We start from the raw sequence: 22,942 nt of genomic DNA, 5'->3' as shown, positions 1-22,942 counted from the left end.
ACCGAAAGAGGGCCAAGTGCCGCCCTCACACTGTGCGTCTCACGCTTGTATGCCCTATGCCAGAGCCATCGCCTTGAGGTTTCATGAGCCTTCACCTGCGGAGTTGGCCCGCAACCTGCTATATCCCCATCCATCGTATTTGATCGAGTGGTCAGGCCAGCAACACGAGGATGCGCCGGCCTGACCCTCATAATGGCTGCGGGCCACGTATATCAGGGGCTATAGGATGTTGCTGGGAGAGCACCTGGAACAATCTGATGGGGATGCAGGATGGAGCGCCCACCTGCAGCTGCGCTTCATCGAGCGCAATGGCGTGACCCGCCTTGGTGCGCGTCGGCATTTCGGCCCGCTTTTGGTGCAGCGCCCGTTCTACCCGGAGGGTGCGCCGTGCCACGTTTATGTGCTGCACCCACCCGGTGGAATCGTCGCTGGTGACCGGCTGGAACTGGACATTCATCTGGAACCTGGCAGCCATGCACTGCTGACCATGCCTGGCGCCAGCAAGTTCTACCGCAGCATTGGCCCCACTGCATGGCTGGCCCAGCGTTTTCACCTGCAAGCCGGTAGCACGCTGGAGTGGCTGCCGCAGGACAGCATTTTTTTCTCCGGCGCCCGTGTCAGCCTCGACAGCCGCTTCACCCTCGAACCCGGCGCCCGGTTGCTGGCCTGGGAAACCTTGTGCCTGGGCCGCCCGGTGATGGGCGAACGCTTCGATCAGGGGGCATTGGACAGCCGCCTGAGCATCGAATTGCCCAATGACCCCGGCCTGCACGAACGCCTGCGCATCACTGGCGGCCAACTCGACAAACTCGGCGGTCACCCGCTGCTCGCGACCTTCTGCGCCTCACCGGCATGCCCCAGCGTACTGGAACTGGTGCGGACCCTGCTCGATGAGCTCGAAACCCCCGCAGGCGCAACCTTGCTCGGTTCGCTGCTGGTTATCCGCCTGCTCGACCACGACAACCAACACTTGCAACACACCCTGCAGCGGCTCTGGCACCTGCTGCGGCCGGCCGTCCTCGGCCTGCCAGCGTGCCCGCCGCGGATCTGGGCCACCTGAGAGAGCGCCATGGAGCTGACCCCAAGAGAGAAAGACAAACTGCTGCTGTTCACCGCCGCATTGCTGGCGGAACGGCGCTTGGCCCGTGGCCTGAGGCTCAACTACCCGGAGGCGGTGGCGCTGATCAGCGCCGCGGTGCTCGAAGGTGCCCGCGATGGCCGCACTGTGGCTGAGCTGATGAGCCTGGGCCGCGAAGTGATCGGCCGTGAACAGGTGATGGACGGTGTCGCCGAGATGCTCCATGACGTGCAGGTCGAAGCCACGTTCCCCGATGGCACCAAGCTGGTGACCGTGCATGACCCCATCGTCTGACCTGGCCGAGGAGCCCAGCATGATCCCAGGTGAAATCCAGACCGCCGCCGGCGACATCGAACTCAACGCCGGCCGCGAGACGGTCAGCGTCAGCGTGGCCAACCATGGCGACCGCCCGGTGCAGGTTGGTTCGCACTACCACTTCTATGAGGTCAACGACGCGCTGGTGTTCGACCGCGAACCGAGCCGCGGCTTTCGCCTCGACATCCCGGCTGGCACTGCAGTGCGATTCGAACCGGGCCAGTCACGCACCGTTCACCTGGTGGCCTATGCCGGCAAGCGCGAGGTCTACGGCTTCCAGGGCAAGGTGATGGGTGCGCTGGAGGGCAGGGCATGAGCCGTATTTCGCGCCGCGCCTATGCCGACATGTTCGGCCCCACTGTCGGCGACCGGGTGCGCCTGGCCGATACCGCGCTGTGGGTGGAGGTAGAGAAGGACTTCACCATTTATGGTGAAGAGGTGAAGTTCGGCGGTGGCAAGGTCATCCGCGACGGCATGGGGCAAGGCCAGATGCTCGCGGCCGAGGCCATGGACCTGGTCCTGACCAACGCCCTGATCATCGACCACTGGGGTATCGTCAAGGCCGACATCGGCGTCAAGCACGGGCGCATCGCCGCGATCGGCAAGGCTGGCAACCCCGACGTGCAGCCGGGTGTCACCGTGCCGGTCGGCCCGGGCACCGAAGTGATCGCGGCCGAAGGCAAGATCGTCACGGCGGGCGGCGTCGACTCGCACATCCATTTCATCTGCCCGCAGCAGGTGGAGGAGGCGCTGACCAGTGGCGTCACTACCTTCATCGGCGGCGGCACCGGGCCGGCCACCGGTACCAACGCCACCACCTGCACACCCGGTCCTTGGTACCTGGCCCGCATGCTCCAGGCCGCCGATTGCCTGCCGATCAACATCGGGCTGCTGGGCAAGGGCAATGCATCGCAACCCGAGGCGCTGCGCGAGCAGATCGCTGCCGGTGCGGTGGGCCTGAAGCTGCACGAGGACTGGGGCTCGACCCCGGCTGCCATCGACTGTTGCCTGAGCGTGGCCGAGGAAATGGACATCCAGGTGGCGATCCACACCGACACCCTCAACGAGTCCGGCTGCATCGAAGATACACTGGCCGCCATCGGTGACCGCACCATCCACACCTTCCACACCGAAGGCGCCGGTGGCGGCCATGCCCCGGACATCATCCGCGCGGCGGGGCAGGCCAACGTGCTGCCATCCTCGACCAACCCGACCCTGCCGTACACGGTCAACACCGTCGATGAACACCTCGACATGCTCATGGTCTGCCACCACCTGGACCCAAGCATCGCCGAGGACGTGGCCTTTGCCGAGTCGCGCATTCGCCGCGAAACCATCGCCGCCGAGGACATCCTCCACGACATGGGCGCGTTCGCCATGACCTCGTCCGACTCGCAGGCCATGGGCCGGGTCGGCGAGGTGGTGCTGCGCACCTGGCAGGTGGCGCACCAGATGAAAGTGCGGCGCGGCCCGCTGGCGCCGGACACCCACTACAGCGACAACTTCCGGGTCAAGCGCTACATCGCCAAGTACACCCTCAACCCGGCGCTGACCCATGGCATCGCCCATGAAGTCGGCTCGGTGGAAGCCGGCAAACTGGCCGACCTGGTGCTCTGGTCGCCGGCATTCTTCGCGGTCAAGCCGGCGTTGGTGATCAAGGGCGGGATGATCGTCACTGCGCCCATGGGCGACATCAACGGCTCGATCCCGACCCCGCAACCGGTGCATTACCGGCCAATGTTCGGCGCCCTCGGCGCGGCCCGCCATGCCACGCGCATGACCTTTCTGCCCCAGGCCGCCATGGACGCTGGCCTGGCCCAGCAGCTCGGGCTGCAGAGCCTGATCGGGGTGGCCCACGGCTGCCGTCGGGTGCGCAAGGCCGACATGGTCCACAACACCCTGCAACCGGTGATCGAAGTCGACTCGCAAACCTACCAGGTGCGCGCTGACGGTGAATTGCTGGCGTGCGAACCGGCCCGCGAACTGCCGCTGGCCCAGCGTTATTTTCTGTTTTGAAGGAGCGAAGATGATTGTCCTGACCCGCCGCATCGCTGAAGCCGACACGGTCACCGGCACCGTTACCCTGGACGTCGACAGCCGTATCAAGAGTCGCTTGCGGGTGACCCTCGACGATGGACGCGAGGCCGGCCTGATGCTCGAACGCGGTCACCTGTTACGCGGTGGCGAACTACTCGCCGATGCTGCCGGTAACCAGGTGGTGCGCGTGCTCGCGGCCCCCGAAGCGGTTTCGACCGTGCGCTGCAGCGACCCCCACCTGCTTGCCCGTGCGGCCTATCACCTGGGGAACCGCCACGTACCCTTGCAGATCGAGCAGGGCCTGCTGCGTTACCAGCACGACTACGTGCTCGACGACATGCTGCGTGGCCTGGGCCTGACAGTGGAGGCCGAGCAGGCACCGTTCGAGCCGGAAGCCGGGGCCTATCAAAGCGCTGCGCACAGTCACGGTCATGGCAACGATCACCCGTTCGTGCGCCTGCCAGCCCATTCCTGAACTGCCCTTGGAGCCCACAATGAAAAAAACACTCGCCCTTGTCCTGCTGATGGTCGCACTGCCGGCCTTCGCCCACCCGGGCCACGACAGCAACCCGCTGCACGATGGCCTGCTGCACCCGCTGACTGGGCTGGACCACCTGCTGATGTTGCTGGGCACTGGCGTGCTGGCAGCGCTGACCCGACGCAACCTGACCCTGCCACTGGCGACATTGGCAGCCATGTTCGCCGGTGCCGTGTGCGGCCATCTGTACGGCGGCATGCTGGGCATGGAAACCGTGATTGCTGTCTCCGTGCTGGTGGCCGCCGTCGCCATACTGCTGCCCAGCCGCCAGATGCTGCTGGCACTGGCCATGCCAGTATTTGCCCTGTTCCATGGCTGGGCCCATGGCGTGGAAGCGACACCCAGCGCGTTCTGGCTGTTCAGCGCCGGTTTCGTCACCGTCAGCGGCTTGCTGCTGGTAGTCGGCTTTGCCCTCGGTTGCCTGCTGCGCCGCCACAGCGGCCTGCAAAAAGCCTTTGGTGGCGGCATGCTGGCCGGTGCCGCACTGGTGCTGGCCGGTTGATGAACAGCGACCTGGCACTGCTGCGCCTGCTGCAGTTGGCCAGCCCCGGCTTGCCGGTGGGTGGCTTCACTTACTCGCAGGGCCTGGAGTGGGCTGTGGAGGCCGGCTGGGTGCGTGACATCGCCGGCTTCGCTGCCTGGCAGCGCGAGCAGATGCACGACACCCTCGCTTACCTGGACTGGCCAATCCTGTCGCGCCTGTACCACGCCTGCCAGGTCGACGATGCCGAGGCGTTTGCGCGCTGGAGCCGCTTTCTGCTGGCCAACCGCGAAACCGCCGAGCTGCGCCTGGAAGAGCAGCAGCGCGGCGCCGCTCTGGCGCGCCTGCTCGATGGCTGGCAACTGGGTCAGGACCCGGCTTGGCGCGCCAGCCTCGAACTCAGCCAGCTGGGCGGCATGGCTTGGCTGGCCGTGCACTGGTCGATCCCCCTGCGCCAGCTCGCCCTCGGGCATGCCTTCGCCTGGCTAGAGGGCGCGGTGATGGCAGGCGTCAAGCTGGTACCGTTCGGCCAGCAGGCAGCGCAGACCCTGCTGCGCGACCTGAGCGCAGCCTTGCCCGAGGTCATCGACCAAGCGTTGACCCTTGGCGACGACCAGCTCGGCGGCGGCCTGCCGCTGCTGGCCATTGCCTCATCGCGTCATGAAACCCAATACACACGTTTGTTCCGTTCCTGAGGACTGCCACTATGCAAAGCTATCAGCAACCCCTGCGCGTCGGTGTCGGCGGCCCGGTCGGCTCCGGCAAGACCGCGCTGCTCGAATGCCTGTGCAAGGCCATGCGTGATCACTACCAGATCGCCGTGGTCACCAACGACATCTACACCAAGGAGGACCAGCGCATCCTTACCGAGGCCGGTGCCCTGGAGCCCGAACGCATCGTCGGCGTCGAGACCGGCGGCTGCCCGCACACCGCCATCCGCGAGGATGCTTCGATGAACCTGGCCGCGGTGGAAGGCCTGGCGCGCAAGTTCGGCAACCTCGAAGTGATCTTTGTCGAAAGCGGCGGCGACAACCTCAGCGCCACCTTCAGCCCGGAACTGGCTGACCTGACCATCTACGTCATCGACGTTGCCGAAGGCGAGAAGATCCCGCGCAAGGGCGGCCCCGGCATCACCAAGTCGGATTTCCTGGTGATCAACAAGACCGACCTGGCGCCCTATGTCGGCGCCTCCCTGGAAGTGATGGAGCGCGACACCCAGCGCATGCGCCCGCAGCGCCCGTGGACCTTCAGCAACCTGAAGAAAGGCGAGGGCCTGCAGGCGGTGATCGACTTCATCGTCGAGCGCGGCATGTTGGGCGTCAGGGGCTGACCCCGTCATTCATGGCAGCAGTGCGGCTTCCCGGTTTGCCCTTCATAGCGATCGTGATGCCGCACCCAGTCCATGGTCCCTTCCTCGTTGCGCCCAAGCGGTGCGATGTCGAGGAAATTGTAGGTGTTGACCAGTATGTCCAGCCCGCGGGCATAGGTGGAGTAGGTGTGGAAGACCGTGCCGTCCGGGTCCCGGTAGAAGGCGCTCAGGCCCGGTAGTTCGCTCTCGTCACCGGTGTAGGGCTCGTAGTTGTACTGCCGCTCGCCCAGATTGGCGATGCTCACGCCGAAGTCTTCATTGAAGTTGCTGCCGTTCGACGAGAACCAGGGGAAGCGCCAGCCCATGCGCTGGCGAAACGCCTGGAACTCGGCATAGGGCGCGCGCGACACGGCGACCAGCGATACGTCGTGATGGGCCAGGTGCAGGTTGGCGCCGTCGAAATGGTCAGCGAGAAACGAGCACCCGGGGCAGCCTTCGCTCCAGCCTTCGGCGAACATGAAGTGGTAGAGCAGCAGTTGGCTGCGACCGGCGAACAGGTCGGCCAGGGTCCGATCGCCGTCCGGGCCGTGGAAGCGGTAGGGTTTTTCGACCTGGACCCAGGGCAGGGCGCGGCGGGCGGCGGCCAGTTCGTCGCGCTGGTGGGTGAAGGCTTTTTCATGCAGCCAGAGCTGATGGCGGGCGGCTAGCCATTGGCTGCGGGAAACGGTTTGGTGTTTTGGGAGGTTCATGGGCTGACTCCGCGCTGGGGGGATTCAGGTAGTGGTCGAGTGGGGAAGGGGTGTATCGACAGTTGGCTTGTTTCTGGCGACGAATGGTGTGGGACCGGGCGCATGACGCAAGAGTTTCAGTGATGCATAAATCGAGCGCCGCCCGCGCGGCGCTCGATCTCAAGAACACTGCAAAGCCCAAGACGAGCACCCCAGGCAATCACCCCCGCATCGCGTCAATCACCGACCACAATCGCGGATCCTCAAAATCATCCACCACCAGCTGCGCCCCGGCGGCCAAGAGGCGCTCGGGTGTCTGAGTGGTCGCAATCCCCACCGTGAAGATCCCCGCACCGCTGGCAGCTTGCACCCCCGGCAACGAATCCTCGAAAGCCAACGCCTGACCGGCATCCGCGCCCAAACACTCAAGCCCGGTCAGATAGGGCAGCGGGTCTGGTTTGGGCCGCACCAGTTCCTCAGCCACCAGCACATGCTCAAAACGCGCGCCAAGCCCCATGGCCGACAGCATGTGCTCGGCATTGAGCCGGGGTGCATTGGTCACCACGCACATGCCGATCCCGTTCGCCTCGGCATGCTCCAGCAGGCGCAACAAGCCCGGCATGGGTGCGAGCGCCGGGGCCAGCTCGCGGAACAGGGCCTCCTTGCGAGCGGCCAGCGCCAGGCAGTCCACCGTGCTGGCCTGCGGAAACAAGTCGGCGAACAACGGCCCATTGGCGCGCCCACTGACCTGGGCATCGAACTGCGCCTGGGTCAGCTCACGGCCGTCATGCTCGCGCAGCAGCTGCCGGAAAGCCTGCAAGTGCAGGGTGTCGGTGTCGGTCAGGGTTCCGTCGAGGTCGAACAGCAGGGCAGTCAGCATCAGGTATCCATCTGGTTAAAAACTTAAGCCAGGGGATGATAACCAAACCTGACGACGAAGGGGGCTGTTCAGCGCATCACGAAAAGAGTACAAATGTGCTCCATGGACAATCTGACTCCCAAACGCCGCGCAATCCTCGACTTCATCCGTGAACGTATCGGCGATCACGGCCAGCCACCGAGCCTTGCCGACATCGCCAGCCGCTTCGGTTTCGCTTCGCGCAGCGTCGCACGCAAGCACATCACCGCCCTGTGTCAGGCCGGTTACATCGACGTCACACCCAACCAGGCGCGGGGTATCCGCCTGGCCGAGCCGTTGCGTCGCCCGGAGATCCTCGAAGTCCCCGTGCTGGGCCAGGTGGCGGCAGGTGCGCCGATCGGCCCCGACCTGGGTATTCACGAACAGTTGCTGCTCGACCCTAGCTTGTTCCGCCGCACGCCCGACTACCTGCTCAAGGTGCGCGGCGACTCGATGGTTGATGACGGGATCTTCGACGGCGACCTGGTGGGTATCCTCCAGCAGCGTGATGCCCGTGATGGCCAGATCGTGGTCGCGCGCCTGGACGGGGAGGTCACCATCAAACGCCTGCAACGCCTAGCTGGCGGCTACCGGCTGTTGCCGCGCAACCCGGCCTATGCGCCGATCGAGGTGGGCCCCGAACGCGAGTTCTTCATTGAAGGTGTGTTCTGCGGCCTGTTGAGGCGTGACTGATGGGCGCGGTAGTCGATCTCGATCGGCTGCTGGATCAGCGCCAGGTCTGGCGCGGTCGGCAAGTTCAGGCGCGACCGACCGGGTTGCAGCCCACGGGCCATGTCCTGCTTGACCAGCACCTGCCGGAGGGCGGCTGGCCGGCGGCGGCGCTCAGCGAGTTGCTGCTGGCAAGCCCTGGCTGCGGCGAGCTACACCTGCTGTGGCCAACGTTGGCACGGCTGACAGCCGACAGTGGGAGGGTGGTGCTGGTAGCGCCGCCTTTCATTCCTTATCCGCCGGCCTGGCAGGCGGCTGGCGTGGATCTGCGCTGGCTGGTCCAGGTCGATGCCGAACCGGCCGACGCGCTCTGGGCGGCTGAACAATGCTTGCGCTCTGGCAGTTGCGCCGCCGTCTTGTGCTGGCCGGATCGCGCTGATGATCGTGCCCTGCGCCGCTTGCAGGTGGCGGCCGAAACCGGCCAGGCGCTGGCTTTCGCCTGCCGGCCACAGCAGGCGGCGCACAACCCTTCCCCGGCAGCGCTGCGCATTGCCATCGACACTCGGCCCGCACAATGGCGCGTGCTCAAGTGCCGAGGCGGCATGCCGCCCGCTGCAGCCATTGCTAGCCCAGGGTTGGGCTGATGTATGCTCTGGGCTTGCATCCTCTTGCCACAACTGGCGCTTGACTCGATCCTGCGCGAACGCGATGACGCTGATACGCCACTGGCGCTGATTGGCGGTCCCCTGCAACGGCGTGTCCTGCAGGCTGTCAACCCGCAGGCGGCCGCACTTGGCTTGCGCGCCGGGCAAACACTTACAGCCGCCCGTGCCTTGGCCGATGGTTTCACCTGCGTCGAAGCCGATGCCTCGCGTATCGAACAACTGCAGCAGTTGCTCGCCGCCTGGGCCTATCGCTACAGCGCACAGGTCAGCCTGCACTATCCGCGCGCCCTGTTGCTGGAAGTGGGTTCCAGCCTGAAGCTGTTTGGCCCCTGGCCGTTGTTCGAGGCTCGCCTACGTGAAGAGCTGAAAGCGTTGGGCTTGCGCCAGCGCATCGTCCTGGCCACCAACCCGGTTGCGGCGCGCATGTTAGCCAACGGTCATGACGGCCTGGCGGTGACATGCGCCGAGGATACCCGCGTCGCATTGGCGCGCATGCCCATCGCGCGGATAGGGCTGCCCATCGATGCCGCCGAAGCCTTTGCCCGCATGGGCCTGCACCAGCTCGGTCAGGTGCTGGCCATGCCGCGTGATGCCCTGGCCAGGCGTTTTAGCGCCCAGGTGCAGTTGCACCTGGACCAGTTGCTTGGCCTGCGTACCTTGGGGCTGGATTTTTATCAGCCGCCTGACCGATTCGAAACGCGTCTGGAACTCAATTTCGACGTCGAATCACACCAGGCGCTGCTGTTCCCGCTGCGGCGCATGCTCAATGACCTTGGCGCATTCCTCGCCGGGCGTGATTGCGGCGTGCAGCGTTTCTGCCTGCACCTGGAGCATGCCGAAGGAGCGGACACACAGCTACAGGTTGGTCTGTTGGCCGCCGAGCGTGATCCGGCGATGCTGTTCGAACTGGCCCGCGGGCGTCTGGAGCCCCTGCGCATCCCGGCCCCGGTACGCAACCTGCGCTTGGTCGCCGATGACCTGCCAGCGTTCGTGCCTCAGCACCAGGCGCTGTTCGATCCCCGTGCCCAGCAGGCCCAGCCCTGGGAGCAATTGCGTGAACGCTTACGCGCGCGGCTGGGCGACGAAGCAGTCAAGGGCCTGCGGGCCGAAGCCGACCACCGCCCCGAATGTGCCTGGCAGCTTGCCGAGCAGGGTGCTCAGGGCAGCCTGTCAGCGCTGCCGGGGAGCCGCCCTGGCTGGTTGTTGCCCCAGCCACAGGCATTGGACGCCAACGCCCACACATTGCTCGGGCAGGCCGAGCGTATCGAGTCGGGTTGGTGGGACGGTGGCGATGTACGCCGTGACTATTACCGCATCGAAACCCGTGAAGGGCTGCGAGGCTGGGCCTACCGCGACCTGGCGCAACCTGGCCCGCTGTGGCTGCAGGGATGGTTCGCATGAATACGCCTGCGTATGCCGAACTGCATTGCTTGTCCAACTTCAGCTTTCAGCGCGGCGCATCCAGCGCGCAAGAATTGTTCCGCCGTGCCCAGGAACAGAGCTACCAAGCCCTGGCGATCACCGATGAGTGCACTCTGGCTGGCATCGTACGTGCCTGGCAGGCCGCCAAGGCGCAACAGTTACGCTTGATCGTCGGCAGTGAAGTACGCCTGCAGGACGGCCCGAAGCTGGTGCTGCTGGTGGAGAACCTCACGGGTTACCAGAACCTGTGTGCGCTGATTACCCGTGCGCGACGGCGCGCGGAGAAGGGCGATTACCAGCTGTTCAGCGATGATCTGCACCAGCACCACCAGGGGCTTCTGGCGTTGTGGATTGCCGAAGACCCCAGCGACCCGACACCAGGCCAATGGCTGCGCAGCTTGTTCGGCGAGCGGCTGTGGCTAGGCGTGCACCTGCACCGCGGCAGTGATGATGAAAAGCGCCTGGTCCAATTGCGCGGCTTGGCGCAGCAACTGGGCATCCGTGCCGTCGCCTGTGGTGACGTGCACATGCACGTACGTGGTCGGCGGGCCTTGCAGGATTGCATGACCGCCATCCGCCAACACTGCAACGTCGCCGACGCCGGGCGTTTCCTGTTCGCCAATGGCGAACGCCACCTGCGTACGCGTGAGCAATTGGCCGAGCTTTATCCGCCCGATCTGTTGTCAGAAAGCATCGGCATTGCCGAGCGTTGCCAGTTCGACCTCAGTGAATTGCGCTACCAATACCCGCATGAGCTGGTGCCGGACGGCCAAACACCTGCCAGCTGGCTGCGCGAGTTGTGCGAGCGTGGCCTGCCGCAGCGCTGGCCCTCGGGGCCGAGCGACAAGGTGCGGGACGTGCTGGCCAAGGAACTCGCACTGATCGAAGAATTGGGCTACGAAAGCTACTTTCTGACCGTACACGACATCGTCGCCTTTGCCCGTGACCAGCATATCCTTTGCCAAGGCCGTGGTTCTGCGGCCAACTCGGTGGTGTGTTTCGTGCTCGGTATCACCGAACTCGACCCTATGGAGCATCGGCTGCTGTTCGAGCGCTTCCTGTCCCGCGAGCGCAACGAACCGCCGGACATCGACGTGGACTTCGAGCACAACCGCCGCGAAGAAGTCATCCAGTACGTATTCCGGCGCTATGGCCGGCATCGCGCAGCGCTCACGGCAGTGGTCAATACCTACCACGCTGCCGGCGCGGTACGTGATGTGGCGCGGGTGCTGGGCTTGCCTGCCGATCAGGTGGACGCTCTGGCTAAATGTTGTGGCCGCTGGAGCGACCGCATCCCCGACGAGCAGCGTCTGGCCGAGGCCGGTTTCGAACCTGGCAGCCCTTCGTTGCGGCGCATCCTGGTGCTGGCTGGCGAGCTGATCGGCTTTCCGCGCCACCTGTCCCAGCACCCGGGGGGCTTTGTCATTTCCGAGCAGCCACTGGATCATCTGGTGCCGGTGGAAAACGCCGCCATGGCCGAACGCACGGTCATCCAGTGGGACAAGGACGACCTGGACATGGTGGGCCTGCTCAAGGTCGATGTGTTGGCCCTGGGCATGCTCAGCGCCTTGCGCCGCTGTTTCGACCTGCTGCAACGCCACCGTGGTCGGCGCCTGACCCTGGCGACCATCCCCAGTGAAGACCCGGCCACCTACGCGATGATCAGCCGCGCCGAGACCATGGGCGTGTTCCAGATCGAATCACGCGCGCAGATGGCCATGCTGCCACGGCTCAAACCCACGACCTTTTACGACCTGGTGATCGAGGTGGCCATCGTGCGCCCAGGGCCGATCCAGGGCGACATGGTCCATCCCTACCTGCGCAGGCGCTTGAAGCAGGAGCCGGTGACCTACCCATCGGAGAAACTCAAGGAGGTTTTCGCGCGCACCTTGGGCGTGCCGTTGTTCCAGGAACAGGTGATGGAACTGGCCATGGTCGCCGCGGACTACAGCCCCGGCGAGGCGGACCAGCTGCGCCGTAGCATGGCCGCCTGGAAACGCCATGGCGGCCTGGAACCTCACCGCGCGCGGTTGGTGCAGGGCATGTTGCGCAACGGTTACGACCTGACCTTTGCCGAGCGCATCTTCGAGCAGATCAAAGGCTTTGGCAGCTATGGCTTCCCCGAATCGCACGCGGCCAGTTTCGCCTTGTTGTGCTATGCCAGCAGCTGGCTCAAATGCCATGAACCGGCGATTTTTACCTGCGCCTTGGTCAACAGCTGGCCGATGGGCTTCTACAGCCCCGATCAACTGCTGCAAGAGGCGCGGCGACAGGGCATCGAAGTGCGGCCGGTGGACGTGTTTCAGAGTCAATGGGATTGCACACTGGAGCCCGTCGCTGAAGAGGGCCTGGCCATCCGCCTGGGGCTGCGCCAGATTCGCGGTTTCGCCGAAGCCGATGCCAGGCGGTTGGAAGCGGCCAGGTCCGACAGGCCGTGGCGCGATGTTGAAGATCTGTGCCTGCGCGCCGGGCTCGACAGCAGGGCCCGGGCCCGATTGGCCGATGCTGGCGCTTTACGTGCACTTGCCAGCGACCGCCATCAGGCACGTTGGCAGGTGGCCGCCGTGCAGCCGCAGTTGCCGTTGTTCGCAGAAGTCGAGGCAGCACCTGAGGTTGCAGTGGCATTGCCGGCGCCAACCGTCGGCGAGGATCTGGTGGCCGACTACCAGACCCTGGGCACGACCCTCGGCCCACATCCGCTGACGTTATTGCGCCCGCGGCTGCGCGCCTTGGGCTGTCGCAGCTCGGGTGAGCTGGAGGGGGTCGAGCATGGCGATGCAGTCGCCGTGGCCGGTCTGGTGGTAGGGCGTCAGCGGCCGCAGACTGCCAGCGGGGTAACTTTCGTGACCCTTGAAGACGAATTCGGCATGGTCAATGTGGTGGTGTGGCGTGATCTGGCCGAGCGGCAAAGGCGGGCGCTGGTCGGGTCGCAATTGCTCAAGGTGAGCGGGCGGTTGGAACAGGAGAAGGGGGTCAGACACCTGATTGCCCGGCGGCTGGAGGACATCAGCCCCTTGTTGCAGGGACTGGATGTCCGCAGCCGGGATTTTCACTGAATTCACCGGCCTCTTCGCGGGGCAAGCCCGCTCCCACAGGTTCAGGTCCTGCGCCGTACCTGTGGGAGCGGGCTTGCCCCGCGAAGAGGCCGGTAAGTTTCACACCATCGCCAAATGCTGCTTGCGTGTCGGCGCCGGAAACGCCCGATCAATCGCCCGCAGATCCTCGCTGGTCAAGGTCAACGCCCCCGCCGCTGCATTCAACCGCACGTGTTCAGGCGCCACCGCCTTGGGAATGGCAATCACGCCGTCATCGCGCGTAACCCAGGCCAAGCTGACCTGCGCCGGCGATGCGCCGTGCCGCTCGGCAATCTCGCTCAACAGTGGATGCTGCAACAGATGACCAGCCTGGGCCAACGGGCAGTAGGCCATGATCGGCAAACCGCGTTGCCGGCTCCACGGCAGCAGGTCGAACTCGATGCCGCGCTGCACCGGGTTGTACAGCACCTGGTTGGTGGCGCACTCGGGGTTGTGCAGCGCGCGCAAGTCATCGACATCGAAATTGGAAACGCCCCAGCGGCGGATCTTGCCCTCTTCGCGCAAGCGCTTGAACGCCTCCACGGTTTCTTCCAAGGGGTACTGGCCACGCCAGTGCAGCAGGTACAGGTCGATGACATCGGTGCCCAGGCGTTTGAGGCTGCGCTCACAGGCAGCAGGCACACCACCTTGGCTGGCATTGTGCGGATACACTTTGCTGACGAGGAACACCTGATCACGCCGCCCGGCGATGGCCTGGCCGACCACTTCCTCGGCGCCACCTTCGGCATACATTTCGGCGGTGTCGATCAGGCCCATGCCCAGCTCGATGCCTTGCTGCAGGGCAGCAACCTCAGCGGCCCTGCGAGCAGGATCCTCGCCCATGTACCAAGTGCCCTGGCCAATGGCCGGCACGTCGCTACCTGCCAGTTTCACGTATCGCATGTCACCTCCGGAGTCTGGGTATGGGAAAGCAGTACCTCCAGCAGCGCCTGGGCTGCCGTGGACAGTTTGTGGTCGCCAAGGGCAATCACGCCGATGCGCCGTTCGACGGCGGGCTCGACCAGTGTGATGCAGCGCGCGCCCAGTTCCTGCATCTGCTTGATGCACAGCGCTGGCACTGCGCTGACGCCCAGGCCGTTGGCGACCATGCGGCCGACGGTCGACAGCTGGTGGCTTTCGAACGCCACCGCCAGTTTGCCGTGCTGCGCCGCGACATTCTGCTCCAGCAGCAAGCGCACGGCCGAAGGGCGTTGCAGTGCGATGAAATCTTCGGCCAGCAACTGCGCCCAGCTGACTTCGCCATGCAAGGCCAGTGGCGAATCGGCCGGCACCACGGCGACGAAACGGTCCAGGTACAGTGGGTAGAAGCGCAGGCCTTCGGTATTTTCCGGCTCGAAACCAATGCCCAGTTCGACGCGGCGGTGGCGTACCAGTTCCAACACCTGTTCGTTGATCACGTCGTGCACGGTGACGTTGACCTTCGGGTAGCGCTGGCGAAACACCTTTAGCGTATGCGGGAGCAAGTTGCCGGCAAAGGCCGGCATGGCCGCCACCGAAACCCGCCCCAGTTGCAGGGTGAAACGCTGGCGTAGCATCTCTTCGGTATCGTCCCAGTCGGCCAGCAGGCGCCGGGCCAGCGGCAACAGCACTTCGCCTTCGGCCGTCAGGCTGACGCTGCGGGTGGTGCGGGTGAGCAGGGCGCCGCCGAGGTTGTCCTCCAGCGCCTTGATGGTCAGGCTCAGGGCCGGTTGGGACACATGCAGATGCTCGCCCGCCTGGGCGAAGCTCTGGTACTTGGCCACGGCGACGAAGGCGCGCAGTTGCTTGACGTTCATGGCGGGCTCACGGGTTATTTTGAAAAAGTTATCAATCGATGACGAAATCAAAATTAACAAATCAGTCGCCAGCGGTGAAGATGCATCTACACGCTCACCGACAGCCTCGTCGGTCAACAACTACAAAAGGCGGATCAGCATGGCCGGACTGGACAAGCGCGTAGCAACCTATGAACAGGCCCTTGAAGGCCTGACCGACAACATGACGGTACTGGCCGGCGGCTTCGGCCTGTGCGGCATCCCGGAAAACCTCATCGCAGAAATCAAACGCCGTGGCGTCAAGGGCCTCACCGTGGTTTCCAACAACTGCGGCGTCGACGGTTTTGGCCTGGGCGTGCTGCTGGAAGACCGGCAGATCCGCAAGATGATTGCCTCTTATGTGGGCGAGAACGCCGAATTCGAACGCCAGTTGCTCAGCGGCGAATTGGACGTGGAACTCACCCCTCAAGGCACCCTGGCCGAAAAAATGCGCGCCGGTGGTGCGGGCATCCCGGCGTTCTATACCGCCACCGGCTATGGCACTCCGGTGGCCGAAGGCAAGGAAGTGCGCGAATTCAAGGGTCGCAAGTACATCCTCGAAGAATCCATCACCGGTGATTTCGCCATCGTCAAAGGCTGGAAGGCCGACCACTATGGCAACGTGGTGTACCGCAACACCGCGCAAAACTTCAACCCGCTGGCCGCCACCGCCGGCAAGATCACCGTGGTCGAAGTGGAAGAGATCGTCGAGCCAGGCGTGCTGCTGCCCAGTGAAATCCATACCCCGGGCATCTTCGTCGACCGGGTGATCGTCGGCACCTTCGAAAAACGCATCGAAAAGCGCACCGTCAAGGCCTGAGCGCCGCCCATCAGAACAACAAAGAGATCCTGACCATGGCATTGACCCGCGAACAGATGGCGCAACGCGTCGCCCGTGAACTGCAGGACGGCTACTACGTCAACCTCGGCATCGGTATTCCGACCCTGGTGGCCAATTATGTACCGGCCGATATGGACGTGATGCTGCAGTCGGAAAACGGCCTACTTGGCATGGGCGAATTCCCCACCGAAAGCACGATCGACCCCGACATGATCAACGCCGGCAAGCAGACCGTCACTGCCCGCTGCGGCGCGTCGATCTTCGACTCGGCGCAATCCTTCGCCATGATCCGAGGCGGTCACGTCGACCTCACAGTGCTCGGTGCCTTTGAGGTGGACGTGGAAGGCAACATCGCCTCCTGGATGATCCCGGGCAAGTTGGTCAAGGGTATGGGCGGTGCCATGGACCTGGTCGCCGGTGCCGAGAACATCATCGTCACCATGACCCACGCCTCCAAGGACGGCGAGTCCAAGTTGCTGCCGCGCTGCAGCCTGCCATTGACCGGTGCTGGCTGCATTCGCAAGGTGCTCACCGACCTGGCCTACCTGGAGATCGAAGACGGCGCCTTCATCCTGCGCGAGACCGCACCGGGGGTGAGCGTTGAAGAGATCATCGCGAAGACCGCCGGCAAGCTGATCGTGCCGGATGACGTGAAGGAAATGACGTTCTAGGGCCCCACCGCCGACCCTGTGGGAGCGGGCTTGCCCGCGAATGCAATGGTGAATCGACCAAAGCATTCGCGGGCAAGCCCGCTCCCACAGGGTTTTGTGCTTTTTGCTAGCTACTGATCCAACTCACAAAACCAATAAAAGGAAGTCACAAGTGGCCGCTGATATCCAAGACAGCCGCTCCGCCCGTTTTGCCCTGCGCTGCTCGAACTGGGCCGAGCGCTGGTTCCCCGATTCCTGGGTATTCGCCGCCCTGGCGGTGATGCTGGTGTCGCTCGGCGCCCTGGCCATGGGAGGGAAACCCACCGATACCGCCAAGGCCTTTGGCGATGGTTTCTGGAGCTTGATCCCGTTCACCATGCAGATGGCCTTCGTGGTCATCGGCGGCTATGTGGTGGCCAGCTCGCCACCGGCGGCACGGCTGATCGACCGCCTGGCCCGTGTACCAAAGAACGGCCGCTCGGCGGTGTGCTGGGTGGCGCTGATTTCGATGCTGGCCTCCTTGCTTAACTGGGGCCTGTCACTGGTGTTCGGCGGCCTGCTGGTGCGTGCGCTGGCGCGCCGCAGCGACTTGAAGATGGACTATCGGGCGGCCGGCGCCGCCGCCTACCTGGGGCTCGGTGCGGTCTGGGCGCTGGGCTTGTCGTCCTCGGCGGCGCAGCTGCAGGCGAACCCGGCCAGCCTGCCGCCGTCGATCCTGTCGATCACCGGGGTGATTCCGTTCACCGAAACCATCTTCCTCTGGCAATCCGGGGTCATGTTGGCCGCGCTGGTCATCGTATCGTTGGTGATCGCCTATGCCACCGCACCTGGGCCGAACAGCGCGCGCAGCGCTGAGGACTGCGGCGTCGACCCCAGCTTTACGGCGCCGCCCGCACCTCAGCGCACCCGACCGGGCGAGTGGTTGGAGTACAGCCCGATCCTGATCCTGCTGATGGTTGCCCTGGCAGGCGGCTGGTTGTACCAGGAATTCGCCACCAAACCGGCGATTACCGCGATCTCCGGACTGAACACCTACAACTTGCTGTTCATCATGCTCGGTGCCTTGTTGCACTGGCGGCCGCGCAGCTTCCTCGACGCCGTGGCGCGGGCGGTGCCGACCACCACGGGTGTGCTGATCCAGTTCCCGCTGTACGGTTCGATCGCCGCCATTCTCACCCAGGTCAAGGGTGTCGACGAACAGACCCTGGCCCACCACATTTCGCTGTTCTTCACCCAGATCGCCACCCACGACACCTATGCCGTGCTGATGGGCGTGTACTCGGCGGTGCTGGGCTTCTTCATCCCTTCGGGCGGTGGCAAGTGGATCATCGAGGCGCCCTACGTGATGCTGGTGGCCAACGACCTGCAGTATCACCTGGGCTGGGCGGTGCAGATCTACAACGCCGCCGAAGCGCTGCCCAACCTGATCAACCCGTTTTACATGCTGCCGCTGCTGGGAGTACTGGGGCTGAAGGCCCGAGACCTGATCGGCTTCTCATTCGTGCAGTTGCTGGTGCACGTGCCACTGGTGCTGGTGCTGTTGTGGGCCTTGGGCACCACGTTGCAGTACGTGCCCCCTGTAATGCCGTGAGCTGACGGGTTGCTGCTGGCAGAAGGGCGACTGAACATCGCCCTTCTTTACGTTTTGTTGACAAATCGATAACGATTCTCACACGAGATTCGTTTTCATGTGAATGCCAGGCAATGGCAGCCACGGATCTTCAGCAAACGTACAAGGAGTAAGGCAGCGATGTTCGCGCCCATCAAACGTTCCACGACCCTGACCCTGGGCCTATGTGCCACCCTGATCGGCTCGGCCGAAGCGCATGCAGAGGAGGGGGTACTGGAACTTGGCTCCACCGAAATCCTCGCCCAAAGCCTGGGCAGTACCACCGAGAACAGCGGCTCCTACACCACCGGCAGCATGAGTGCGGCCACGCGCCTGAACCTGTCGATCAAGGAAACCCCGCAATCGGTTTCGGTCATCACCCGCCAACAGCTCGACGACTTTCAACTCGATACCCTGTCCGAGGCGCTGGCTCACGTCACCGGCGTGACCGTGCAGCGCAATGACTCCGAGCGGCCGACCTATTATTCGCGCGGCTATGCGATCAACAACTTTCAAATCGATGGGATGCTCAACACCTTCTCTGGGTTGAAGTCGGACTCGGACACCATCATCTACGACCGCATCGAAGTGGTGCGCGGCGCCACCGGCCTGACCACCGGCGCGGGCGACCCCTCCGGCACCATCGCCATGGTGCGCAAGCGTCCGACCCATGAGCTGGCGGTCAAGAGCGGCGTCAGCGCCGGCAGTTACGACAACTACTACAGCTACCTGGACGTCGGCGGCCCGCTGGGCTGGGACGGGCGCCTGCGTGGGCGCACAGTGCTGGCCTACCGCGACAGCAAGTCGTACATGGACAAATACGCCAGCCAGCGTGAAGTGGCCTACGGCATCCTCGAAGCGGACCTGACCGACAGCACGGTCCTGGCAGTGGGCTATGACTACCAGAACAAGGATGTCCAGGGCGCCTCGTGGGGTACGGTGCCGTACTGGAACGCCGAGGGCGGCAAGGCTGATCTGCCGCGTTCCACCAATATGTCGGCGCCCTGGTCGTCCTGGCCGCTGAAGGATAAGACGGCGTTCATCACCCTCGACCAACGCCTGGCCAATGACTGGCTGCTCAAGGCTGCCTACACGCACCGCGAGAGCGATACCGATGGCAAGGTCTACTACGGCGGCAGCGGTTTCCCCGCCGCCGACCGTAGCGGCATGGGTGCCTATATCAGCCACTTCTCCGGCGAGGAGAAGATGGATGCAATCGACTTCAACCTGGCCGGCCCCTATCAACTGTTCGGTCGTAGCCACGATTTCATGGTCGGCTATGGCGTCTCCGAACGTCGCAACCGCTCGCCCGCGTTTGCCGGGCGCAACGACCCAGCCGGCTACGGGGTGATTCCCGACTGGAAGTACATGGGCAATATCGTCAAGTTCAGCGATTACGACACCGGCCTGGATTCATCCCGTTCAAGCACCAAGCAAAAAGCCGGCTACATCGCGACACGCCTGAACCCGACCGACCGCCTGCACTTCGTGCTCGGCAGCCGTTATGGCAGCTGGGAAACCGAATCCAAGAACTGGTCCTATGACAACAACCTTGCGGTCACCCACAGTACGCGCAGCGAACAGACCCAGAACGATCAGTGGACGCCTTACGCCGGTGTACTCTACGACCTGACCGACCAATACACCGTGTATGCCAGCTACGCCGACATCTTCAACCCGCAGACGGTGCGTGATGTCGACGAAGAATACCTGGAGCCCATCGTTGGCAAGGTCTACGAGATCGGCCTGAAGGGTGGACTGCTGGATGATCGATTGAATGTGAGCACTGCGGTCTTCCGCAGCAAGCAGGACAACGTCGCCGAACAGGACGACTCTGTTCCTCCGGGGCCCAATGGCGAGATCTACTACAAGTCGGGTGGCAAAGGCGTCGTGGTGGAGGGTTTCGAAGCCGAGATCGCGGGTGAACTGACGCCCGACTGGCAGATGAGCCTGGGTTACAGCTATACCCACGCCGCAACCGGCGACAAGCAGCGCAAGAATACCGAGCAGCCGCTGAACCTGGTGCGTTTCTCCACCACCTACAACGTGACCCCGGCGCTGACCGTGGGCGGCACCGTGGACTGGCAGAGCGACAACTACAAGGCTGCCAGCCGGCCGGTAGGGCGCAATGCCGATGGCAGGATCATTACCGTTGCCGACACTATCAGCCAGAAGGCGTTCTCGGTCGTCGGGCTGATGGCCCGCTATCGATTCGACGAGCACCTGTCGGCATCGCTGAACGTGAAGAACCTGTTCGACGAGCATTACTACAACAACCTGGGGTTCTACAACGGCGTGTACCACGGCGAGCCACGGACGATGATGGTGAGCCTGGACTGGACGCTGTAAGCGTACGGCTCCCTGTGGCAGTGCAACCGCCCACTGCCACAGGGGTGGCTTTATACCTTGATATCGAGGCTGTTCAGCAGCGCCGCCAGCTGCTTGCATTCTTGCTCATCCAACCCGAACACCGGACGCCGTGGTTCACCTACTGGCAACCCGGTCATTCCCAGCCCGGCCTTGATGGTCGCCGGTAGCCCACCCTTGAGAATGAAATCGAGCAAGGGCAGCTGCCGGTAGAACAGCGCTTTGGCTTGCTCCAGGTCGCCGGCCAGTACGGCCTGATACAACTGCTGATTGAGCGCCGGGATCAGGTTCGGCGCCGCCGTGCACCAGCCCTTGGCCCCCGCCACGAACGCCTCCAGCGCCAAGGGATTGCAGCCGTTGTAGAACGGCACCTGGCCTTCGCCGAGCAATTGCAGCTTGTGCATGCGTTGGATGTCGCCGGTGCTTTCCTTGACCATGGTGACGTTGGCGACCTCGCGCACGATGCGCAGGATCAACTCCACCGGCATGTCGGTGCCGCTGGTGGCGGGGTTGTTGTAGAGCATGATCGGGATATCGATGGCGCTGCCGATGCTGTGGTAGTGCTGGAGGATTTCGGCCTCGCTGAGCTTCCAGTACGCCGCAGGCAGCACCATCACCGCATCGGCGCCGTGGGCTTGGGCGAAGCGGGCGCGGCGCACGGCGCCGGCGGTGGTCAGGTCGGAGACGCTGACGATGGTGGGTACGCGCTTGCCCACCTGGGCGAGGCTGTATTCAGCCACCTGCTGCCATTCGCTGTCGCTCAGGTAGGCGCCTTCGCCGGTGCTGCCCAGTGGTGCGATGGCCTGCACGCCGCCGTCGATCAGGCGCTCGATGGATTGGCCGAGGGCCGGCAAGTCAAGTTGCTCGCCGTCGGCGCTGAACGGGGTGATGGTGTAGCCGATGATGCCGTGGAAATCAGTGGTCATGGTTATAAGCTCCGCAAGCAAGGCATTCTGGAATCAGTTCAGGCAGTCGGCGTGGGCGCGCAGGCTCTGCCGGGCAAAGTAATTGAAGGCGGCGGCATGGCGCTTGGGCCGGTCGATCCAGTCATGCGCTTCGCGGCCCAATTCAGGTGCTATAGGTTTGACGGTGCCGGCTGCCATGGCCAGCAACTGCAGACGCGCGGCGCGCTCGATCAGTTGGGCGTACACGCAGGCCTGCTCGATGCTGGTACCGGTGGACAATTGCCCGTGGTGCGAGAGCAGGATGGCGCGTTTGTCTCCGAGGGCGGCGCTGATGATCTCGCCTTCTTCATTCCCAACCGGCACGCCTGGCCAGGCTTCGAGGAAGGCGCAGTCGTCATACAGCGGACACAGGTCCATGTGCGACACCACCAGCGGCACTTCGAGCATGGACAAGGCCGCCACGTGGGTCGGGTGGGTGTGGATGATGCAGTTCACATCCGGGCGTGCGCGGTACACCCAGCTGTGGAAGCGGTTGGCCGGGTTGGGCATGCCCTGGCCTTCGAGCACATCGAGATCTTCATTGACCAGCAGCAGGTTACTGGCGCTGATTTCATCAAAACCGAGGCCCAGTTGCTGGGTATAGAAGGTGCCTGGCTGTGGGCCGCGGGCGCTGATCTGCCCGGCAAGGCCCGAGTCGTGGCCGTGCTCGAAGAGAATTCGGCAGGTCAGGGCCAGCTTTTCCTTCACAGTCCACGTATTATCGGCGAGCGAGCCTTGCATCTGCGCCAATGCGTTTTGCACTAGCTGGTCTTTGCTGTGGGTCAGGGTCTTGGCCATGGGAAAGTCCTCTGTGGCGTGATGGGCGACGTCAGCGCTTGAACATTCCGATGCTTTGGTCGGTGGAGGAAGGTTCTCAGACGTGACACAAATTATCCTATATGACACAAAGTGTCATAAGCAAGCCTGTAGGTCCGGGAAAAACACGCGGCATGTCTAACCGACTGAAATTGTTGAGAAAGAAACTTGGCATCACCCTTGAGTCGCTGGCTGAAAAATCCGCCATGACCAAGAGCTATCTGTCGAAAGTCGAACGTGGCCTCAATACGCCGTCGATCGCTGCCGCGCTGAAACTGGCGCGGGCGCTGAACGTCAACGTGGAGGAATTGTTCGCCGAAGAGCACGCTGGGCAAAGCCGTTACAGCCTGGTGCGCCAGGGCGAGCGGCAGGCGCTGGTGGGGGATGGGCACGGGCCGGGATATGCGGCGCTGACCACTCAGGTCGGGCAGCGCAGCCTCTTGCCGTTCCTGATCCAGCCACCAAGCGAGTTCACCGACCCGACCTTCAAAGAGCATCAGGGCGAAGAATTCCTGTTCGTCCATGCGGGGCAGGTGGAGGTGGACTTCATGAATGAGCGGGTGCTGCTGGAGCAGGGCGATGCACTGCACTTCAACGCCCAGACCCCGCACCGCCTGCGCTCGGTGGGTGAACACCCGGCGCAGTTGCTGGTAGTGGTGCACGACGGCAACGAATGAGGGCCGGGCA

The 22,942-nt window shown here is 64.0% G+C and carries 23 protein-coding genes; 17 read left to right on the top strand and 6 right to left on the bottom strand.

Translation table 11 applies throughout. The annotated features are described in order from the left end of the window. Positions 1-226: 226 nt before the first annotated feature. The 8 genes from ACZ6YA_RS17195 to ureG are packed head-to-tail and all read left to right on the top strand — an operon-like array spanning position 227 to position 5,779. Positions 227-1,060: an urease accessory protein UreD gene (locus ACZ6YA_RS17195; RefSeq protein WP_465898302.1), complete on the top strand. Its 834-nt coding sequence runs from the start codon at positions 227-229 to the stop codon at positions 1,058-1,060. A gap of 9 nt (positions 1,061-1,069) precedes the next feature. Further along, positions 1,070-1,372 carry an urease subunit gamma gene (locus ACZ6YA_RS17190; RefSeq protein WP_236235799.1) on the top strand — a complete coding sequence of 101 codons (303 nt, stop codon included), beginning with the start codon at positions 1,070-1,072 and terminating at the stop codon, positions 1,370-1,372. 19 nt (positions 1,373-1,391) lie between these two features. Further along, on the top strand, positions 1,392-1,709 hold the full coding sequence (locus tag ACZ6YA_RS17185; RefSeq protein ID WP_465898397.1) for an urease subunit beta: 318 nt from the start codon (positions 1,392-1,394) through the stop codon (positions 1,707-1,709). Beyond that, a complete protein-coding gene (gene ureC, locus ACZ6YA_RS17180; RefSeq protein WP_465898301.1) occupies positions 1,706-3,409 on the top strand; it encodes an urease subunit alpha in 1,704 nt (567 codons plus the stop codon). The genes ACZ6YA_RS17185 and ureC overlap by 4 nt, the downstream gene beginning before the upstream one ends. A 10-nt stretch (positions 3,410-3,419) precedes the next feature. Then, a complete protein-coding gene (gene ureE, locus ACZ6YA_RS17175; protein ID WP_465898300.1) occupies positions 3,420-3,905 on the top strand; it encodes an urease accessory protein UreE in 486 nt (161 codons plus the stop codon). Positions 3,906-3,924: 19 nt separating this feature from the next. Continuing rightward, the gene (locus tag ACZ6YA_RS17170; RefSeq protein WP_465898299.1) at positions 3,925-4,470 is read left to right on the top strand and encodes a HupE/UreJ family protein; all 546 of its coding nucleotides are present in this window, start codon (positions 3,925-3,927) and stop codon (positions 4,468-4,470) included. Further along, positions 4,470-5,144: an urease accessory protein UreF gene (locus ACZ6YA_RS17165; protein WP_465898298.1), complete on the top strand. Its 675-nt coding sequence runs from the start codon at positions 4,470-4,472 to the stop codon at positions 5,142-5,144. The genes ACZ6YA_RS17170 and ACZ6YA_RS17165 overlap by 1 nt, the downstream gene beginning before the upstream one ends. 11 nt (positions 5,145-5,155) lie before the next feature. Then, positions 5,156-5,779, top strand: coding sequence for an urease accessory protein UreG (gene ureG, locus ACZ6YA_RS17160; protein WP_008093751.1), 624 nt, complete (start codon positions 5,156-5,158; stop codon positions 5,777-5,779). A gap of 5 nt (positions 5,780-5,784) precedes the next feature. Here ureG and ACZ6YA_RS17155 read toward each other — a convergent pair whose 3' ends face one another. Together ACZ6YA_RS17155 and ACZ6YA_RS17150 are read right to left on the bottom strand one after the other, a co-directional pair. Next, complete coding sequence (locus ACZ6YA_RS17155) at positions 5,785-6,507, bottom strand: DUF899 domain-containing protein (protein WP_465898297.1); 723 nt, start codon at positions 6,505-6,507, stop codon at positions 5,785-5,787. A gap of 199 nt (positions 6,508-6,706) precedes the next feature. Then, the gene (locus tag ACZ6YA_RS17150) at positions 6,707-7,366 is read right to left on the bottom strand and encodes an HAD family hydrolase (RefSeq protein WP_465898296.1); all 660 of its coding nucleotides are present in this window, start codon (positions 7,364-7,366) and stop codon (positions 6,707-6,709) included. 102 nt (positions 7,367-7,468) lie between these two features. Here ACZ6YA_RS17150 and lexA point away from each other — a divergent pair, with 102 nt between their 5' ends. Genes lexA through ACZ6YA_RS17130 form a run of 4 tightly spaced genes read left to right on the top strand, consistent with a single transcriptional unit; the run spans position 7,469 to position 13,196 of the window. Next, positions 7,469-8,077 carry a transcriptional repressor LexA gene (gene lexA, locus ACZ6YA_RS17145; protein ID WP_465898295.1) on the top strand — a complete coding sequence of 203 codons (609 nt, stop codon included), beginning with the start codon at positions 7,469-7,471 and terminating at the stop codon, positions 8,075-8,077. Further along, entirely contained in the window at positions 8,077-8,697 is a 621-nt protein-coding gene (gene imuA, locus ACZ6YA_RS17140; protein ID WP_465898294.1) for a translesion DNA synthesis-associated protein ImuA, read from the top strand. Before lexA ends, imuA begins: the two co-directional genes overlap by 1 nt. A gap of 3 nt (positions 8,698-8,700) precedes the next feature. After that, on the top strand, positions 8,701-10,119 hold the full coding sequence (locus ACZ6YA_RS17135; protein ID WP_465898293.1) for a Y-family DNA polymerase: 1,419 nt from the start codon (positions 8,701-8,703) through the stop codon (positions 10,117-10,119). After that, on the top strand, positions 10,116-13,196 hold the full coding sequence (locus tag ACZ6YA_RS17130; RefSeq protein ID WP_465898292.1) for an error-prone DNA polymerase: 3,081 nt from the start codon (positions 10,116-10,118) through the stop codon (positions 13,194-13,196). The genes ACZ6YA_RS17135 and ACZ6YA_RS17130 overlap by 4 nt, the downstream gene beginning before the upstream one ends. Positions 13,197-13,295: 99 nt before the next feature. Here the strand turns inward: ACZ6YA_RS17130 and ACZ6YA_RS17125 are convergent, their stop codons facing one another. Together ACZ6YA_RS17125 and ACZ6YA_RS17120 are read right to left on the bottom strand one after the other, a co-directional pair. Further along, positions 13,296-14,117, bottom strand: coding sequence for an aldo/keto reductase (locus ACZ6YA_RS17125; protein WP_465898291.1), 822 nt, complete (start codon positions 14,115-14,117; stop codon positions 13,296-13,298). After that, positions 14,105-15,010: a LysR family transcriptional regulator gene (locus ACZ6YA_RS17120; RefSeq protein ID WP_465898290.1), complete on the bottom strand. Its 906-nt coding sequence runs from the start codon at positions 15,008-15,010 to the stop codon at positions 14,105-14,107. The genes ACZ6YA_RS17125 and ACZ6YA_RS17120 overlap by 13 nt, the downstream gene beginning before the upstream one ends. 139 nt (positions 15,011-15,149) lie before the next feature. On the opposite strand from ACZ6YA_RS17120, the gene ACZ6YA_RS17115 reads away from it, so the two are divergent. The 4 genes from ACZ6YA_RS17115 to ACZ6YA_RS17100 all read left to right on the top strand — a co-directional run bounded on the left by ACZ6YA_RS17115 (position 15,150) and on the right by ACZ6YA_RS17100 (position 20,477). After that, positions 15,150-15,848 (top strand): CoA transferase subunit A, encoded by a 699-nt coding sequence (locus tag ACZ6YA_RS17115; protein WP_465898289.1) that lies wholly within the window; start codon positions 15,150-15,152, stop codon positions 15,846-15,848. 35 nt (positions 15,849-15,883) lie between these two features. Continuing rightward, a complete protein-coding gene (locus ACZ6YA_RS17110; protein ID WP_465898288.1) occupies positions 15,884-16,540 on the top strand; it encodes a CoA transferase subunit B in 657 nt (218 codons plus the stop codon). Positions 16,541-16,691: 151 nt separating this feature from the next. Continuing rightward, on the top strand, positions 16,692-18,110 hold the full coding sequence (locus ACZ6YA_RS17105; RefSeq protein ID WP_465898287.1) for a short-chain fatty acid transporter: 1,419 nt from the start codon (positions 16,692-16,694) through the stop codon (positions 18,108-18,110). Between the two features lie 159 nt (positions 18,111-18,269). Next, entirely contained in the window at positions 18,270-20,477 is a 2,208-nt protein-coding gene (locus tag ACZ6YA_RS17100; RefSeq protein ID WP_465898286.1) for a TonB-dependent siderophore receptor, read from the top strand. A 50-nt stretch (positions 20,478-20,527) separates the two neighbouring features. On the opposite strand, the gene ACZ6YA_RS17095 is transcribed toward ACZ6YA_RS17100, so the two are convergent. Both ACZ6YA_RS17095 and ACZ6YA_RS17090 read right to left on the bottom strand, forming a co-directional pair. Then, on the bottom strand, positions 20,528-21,421 hold the full coding sequence (locus ACZ6YA_RS17095) for a dihydrodipicolinate synthase family protein (RefSeq protein WP_465898285.1): 894 nt from the start codon (positions 21,419-21,421) through the stop codon (positions 20,528-20,530). 33 nt (positions 21,422-21,454) lie between these two features. Further along, entirely contained in the window at positions 21,455-22,237 is a 783-nt protein-coding gene (locus ACZ6YA_RS17090) for an aldolase (protein ID WP_465898284.1), read from the bottom strand. Between the two features lie 152 nt (positions 22,238-22,389). Between ACZ6YA_RS17090 and ACZ6YA_RS17085 the strand changes: the two genes are divergently transcribed. Beyond that, positions 22,390-22,932, top strand: a complete 543-nt coding sequence (locus ACZ6YA_RS17085; protein ID WP_465898283.1) for a helix-turn-helix domain-containing protein — start codon at positions 22,390-22,392, stop codon at positions 22,930-22,932. Positions 22,933-22,942 lie beyond the last annotated feature (10 nt).

The organism is Pseudomonas sp. NPDC090752 (assembly GCF_055584805.1).
Note: the sequence above shows the minus strand (reverse complement) of the source record. Positions and strands in the feature narration are given on the sequence as shown.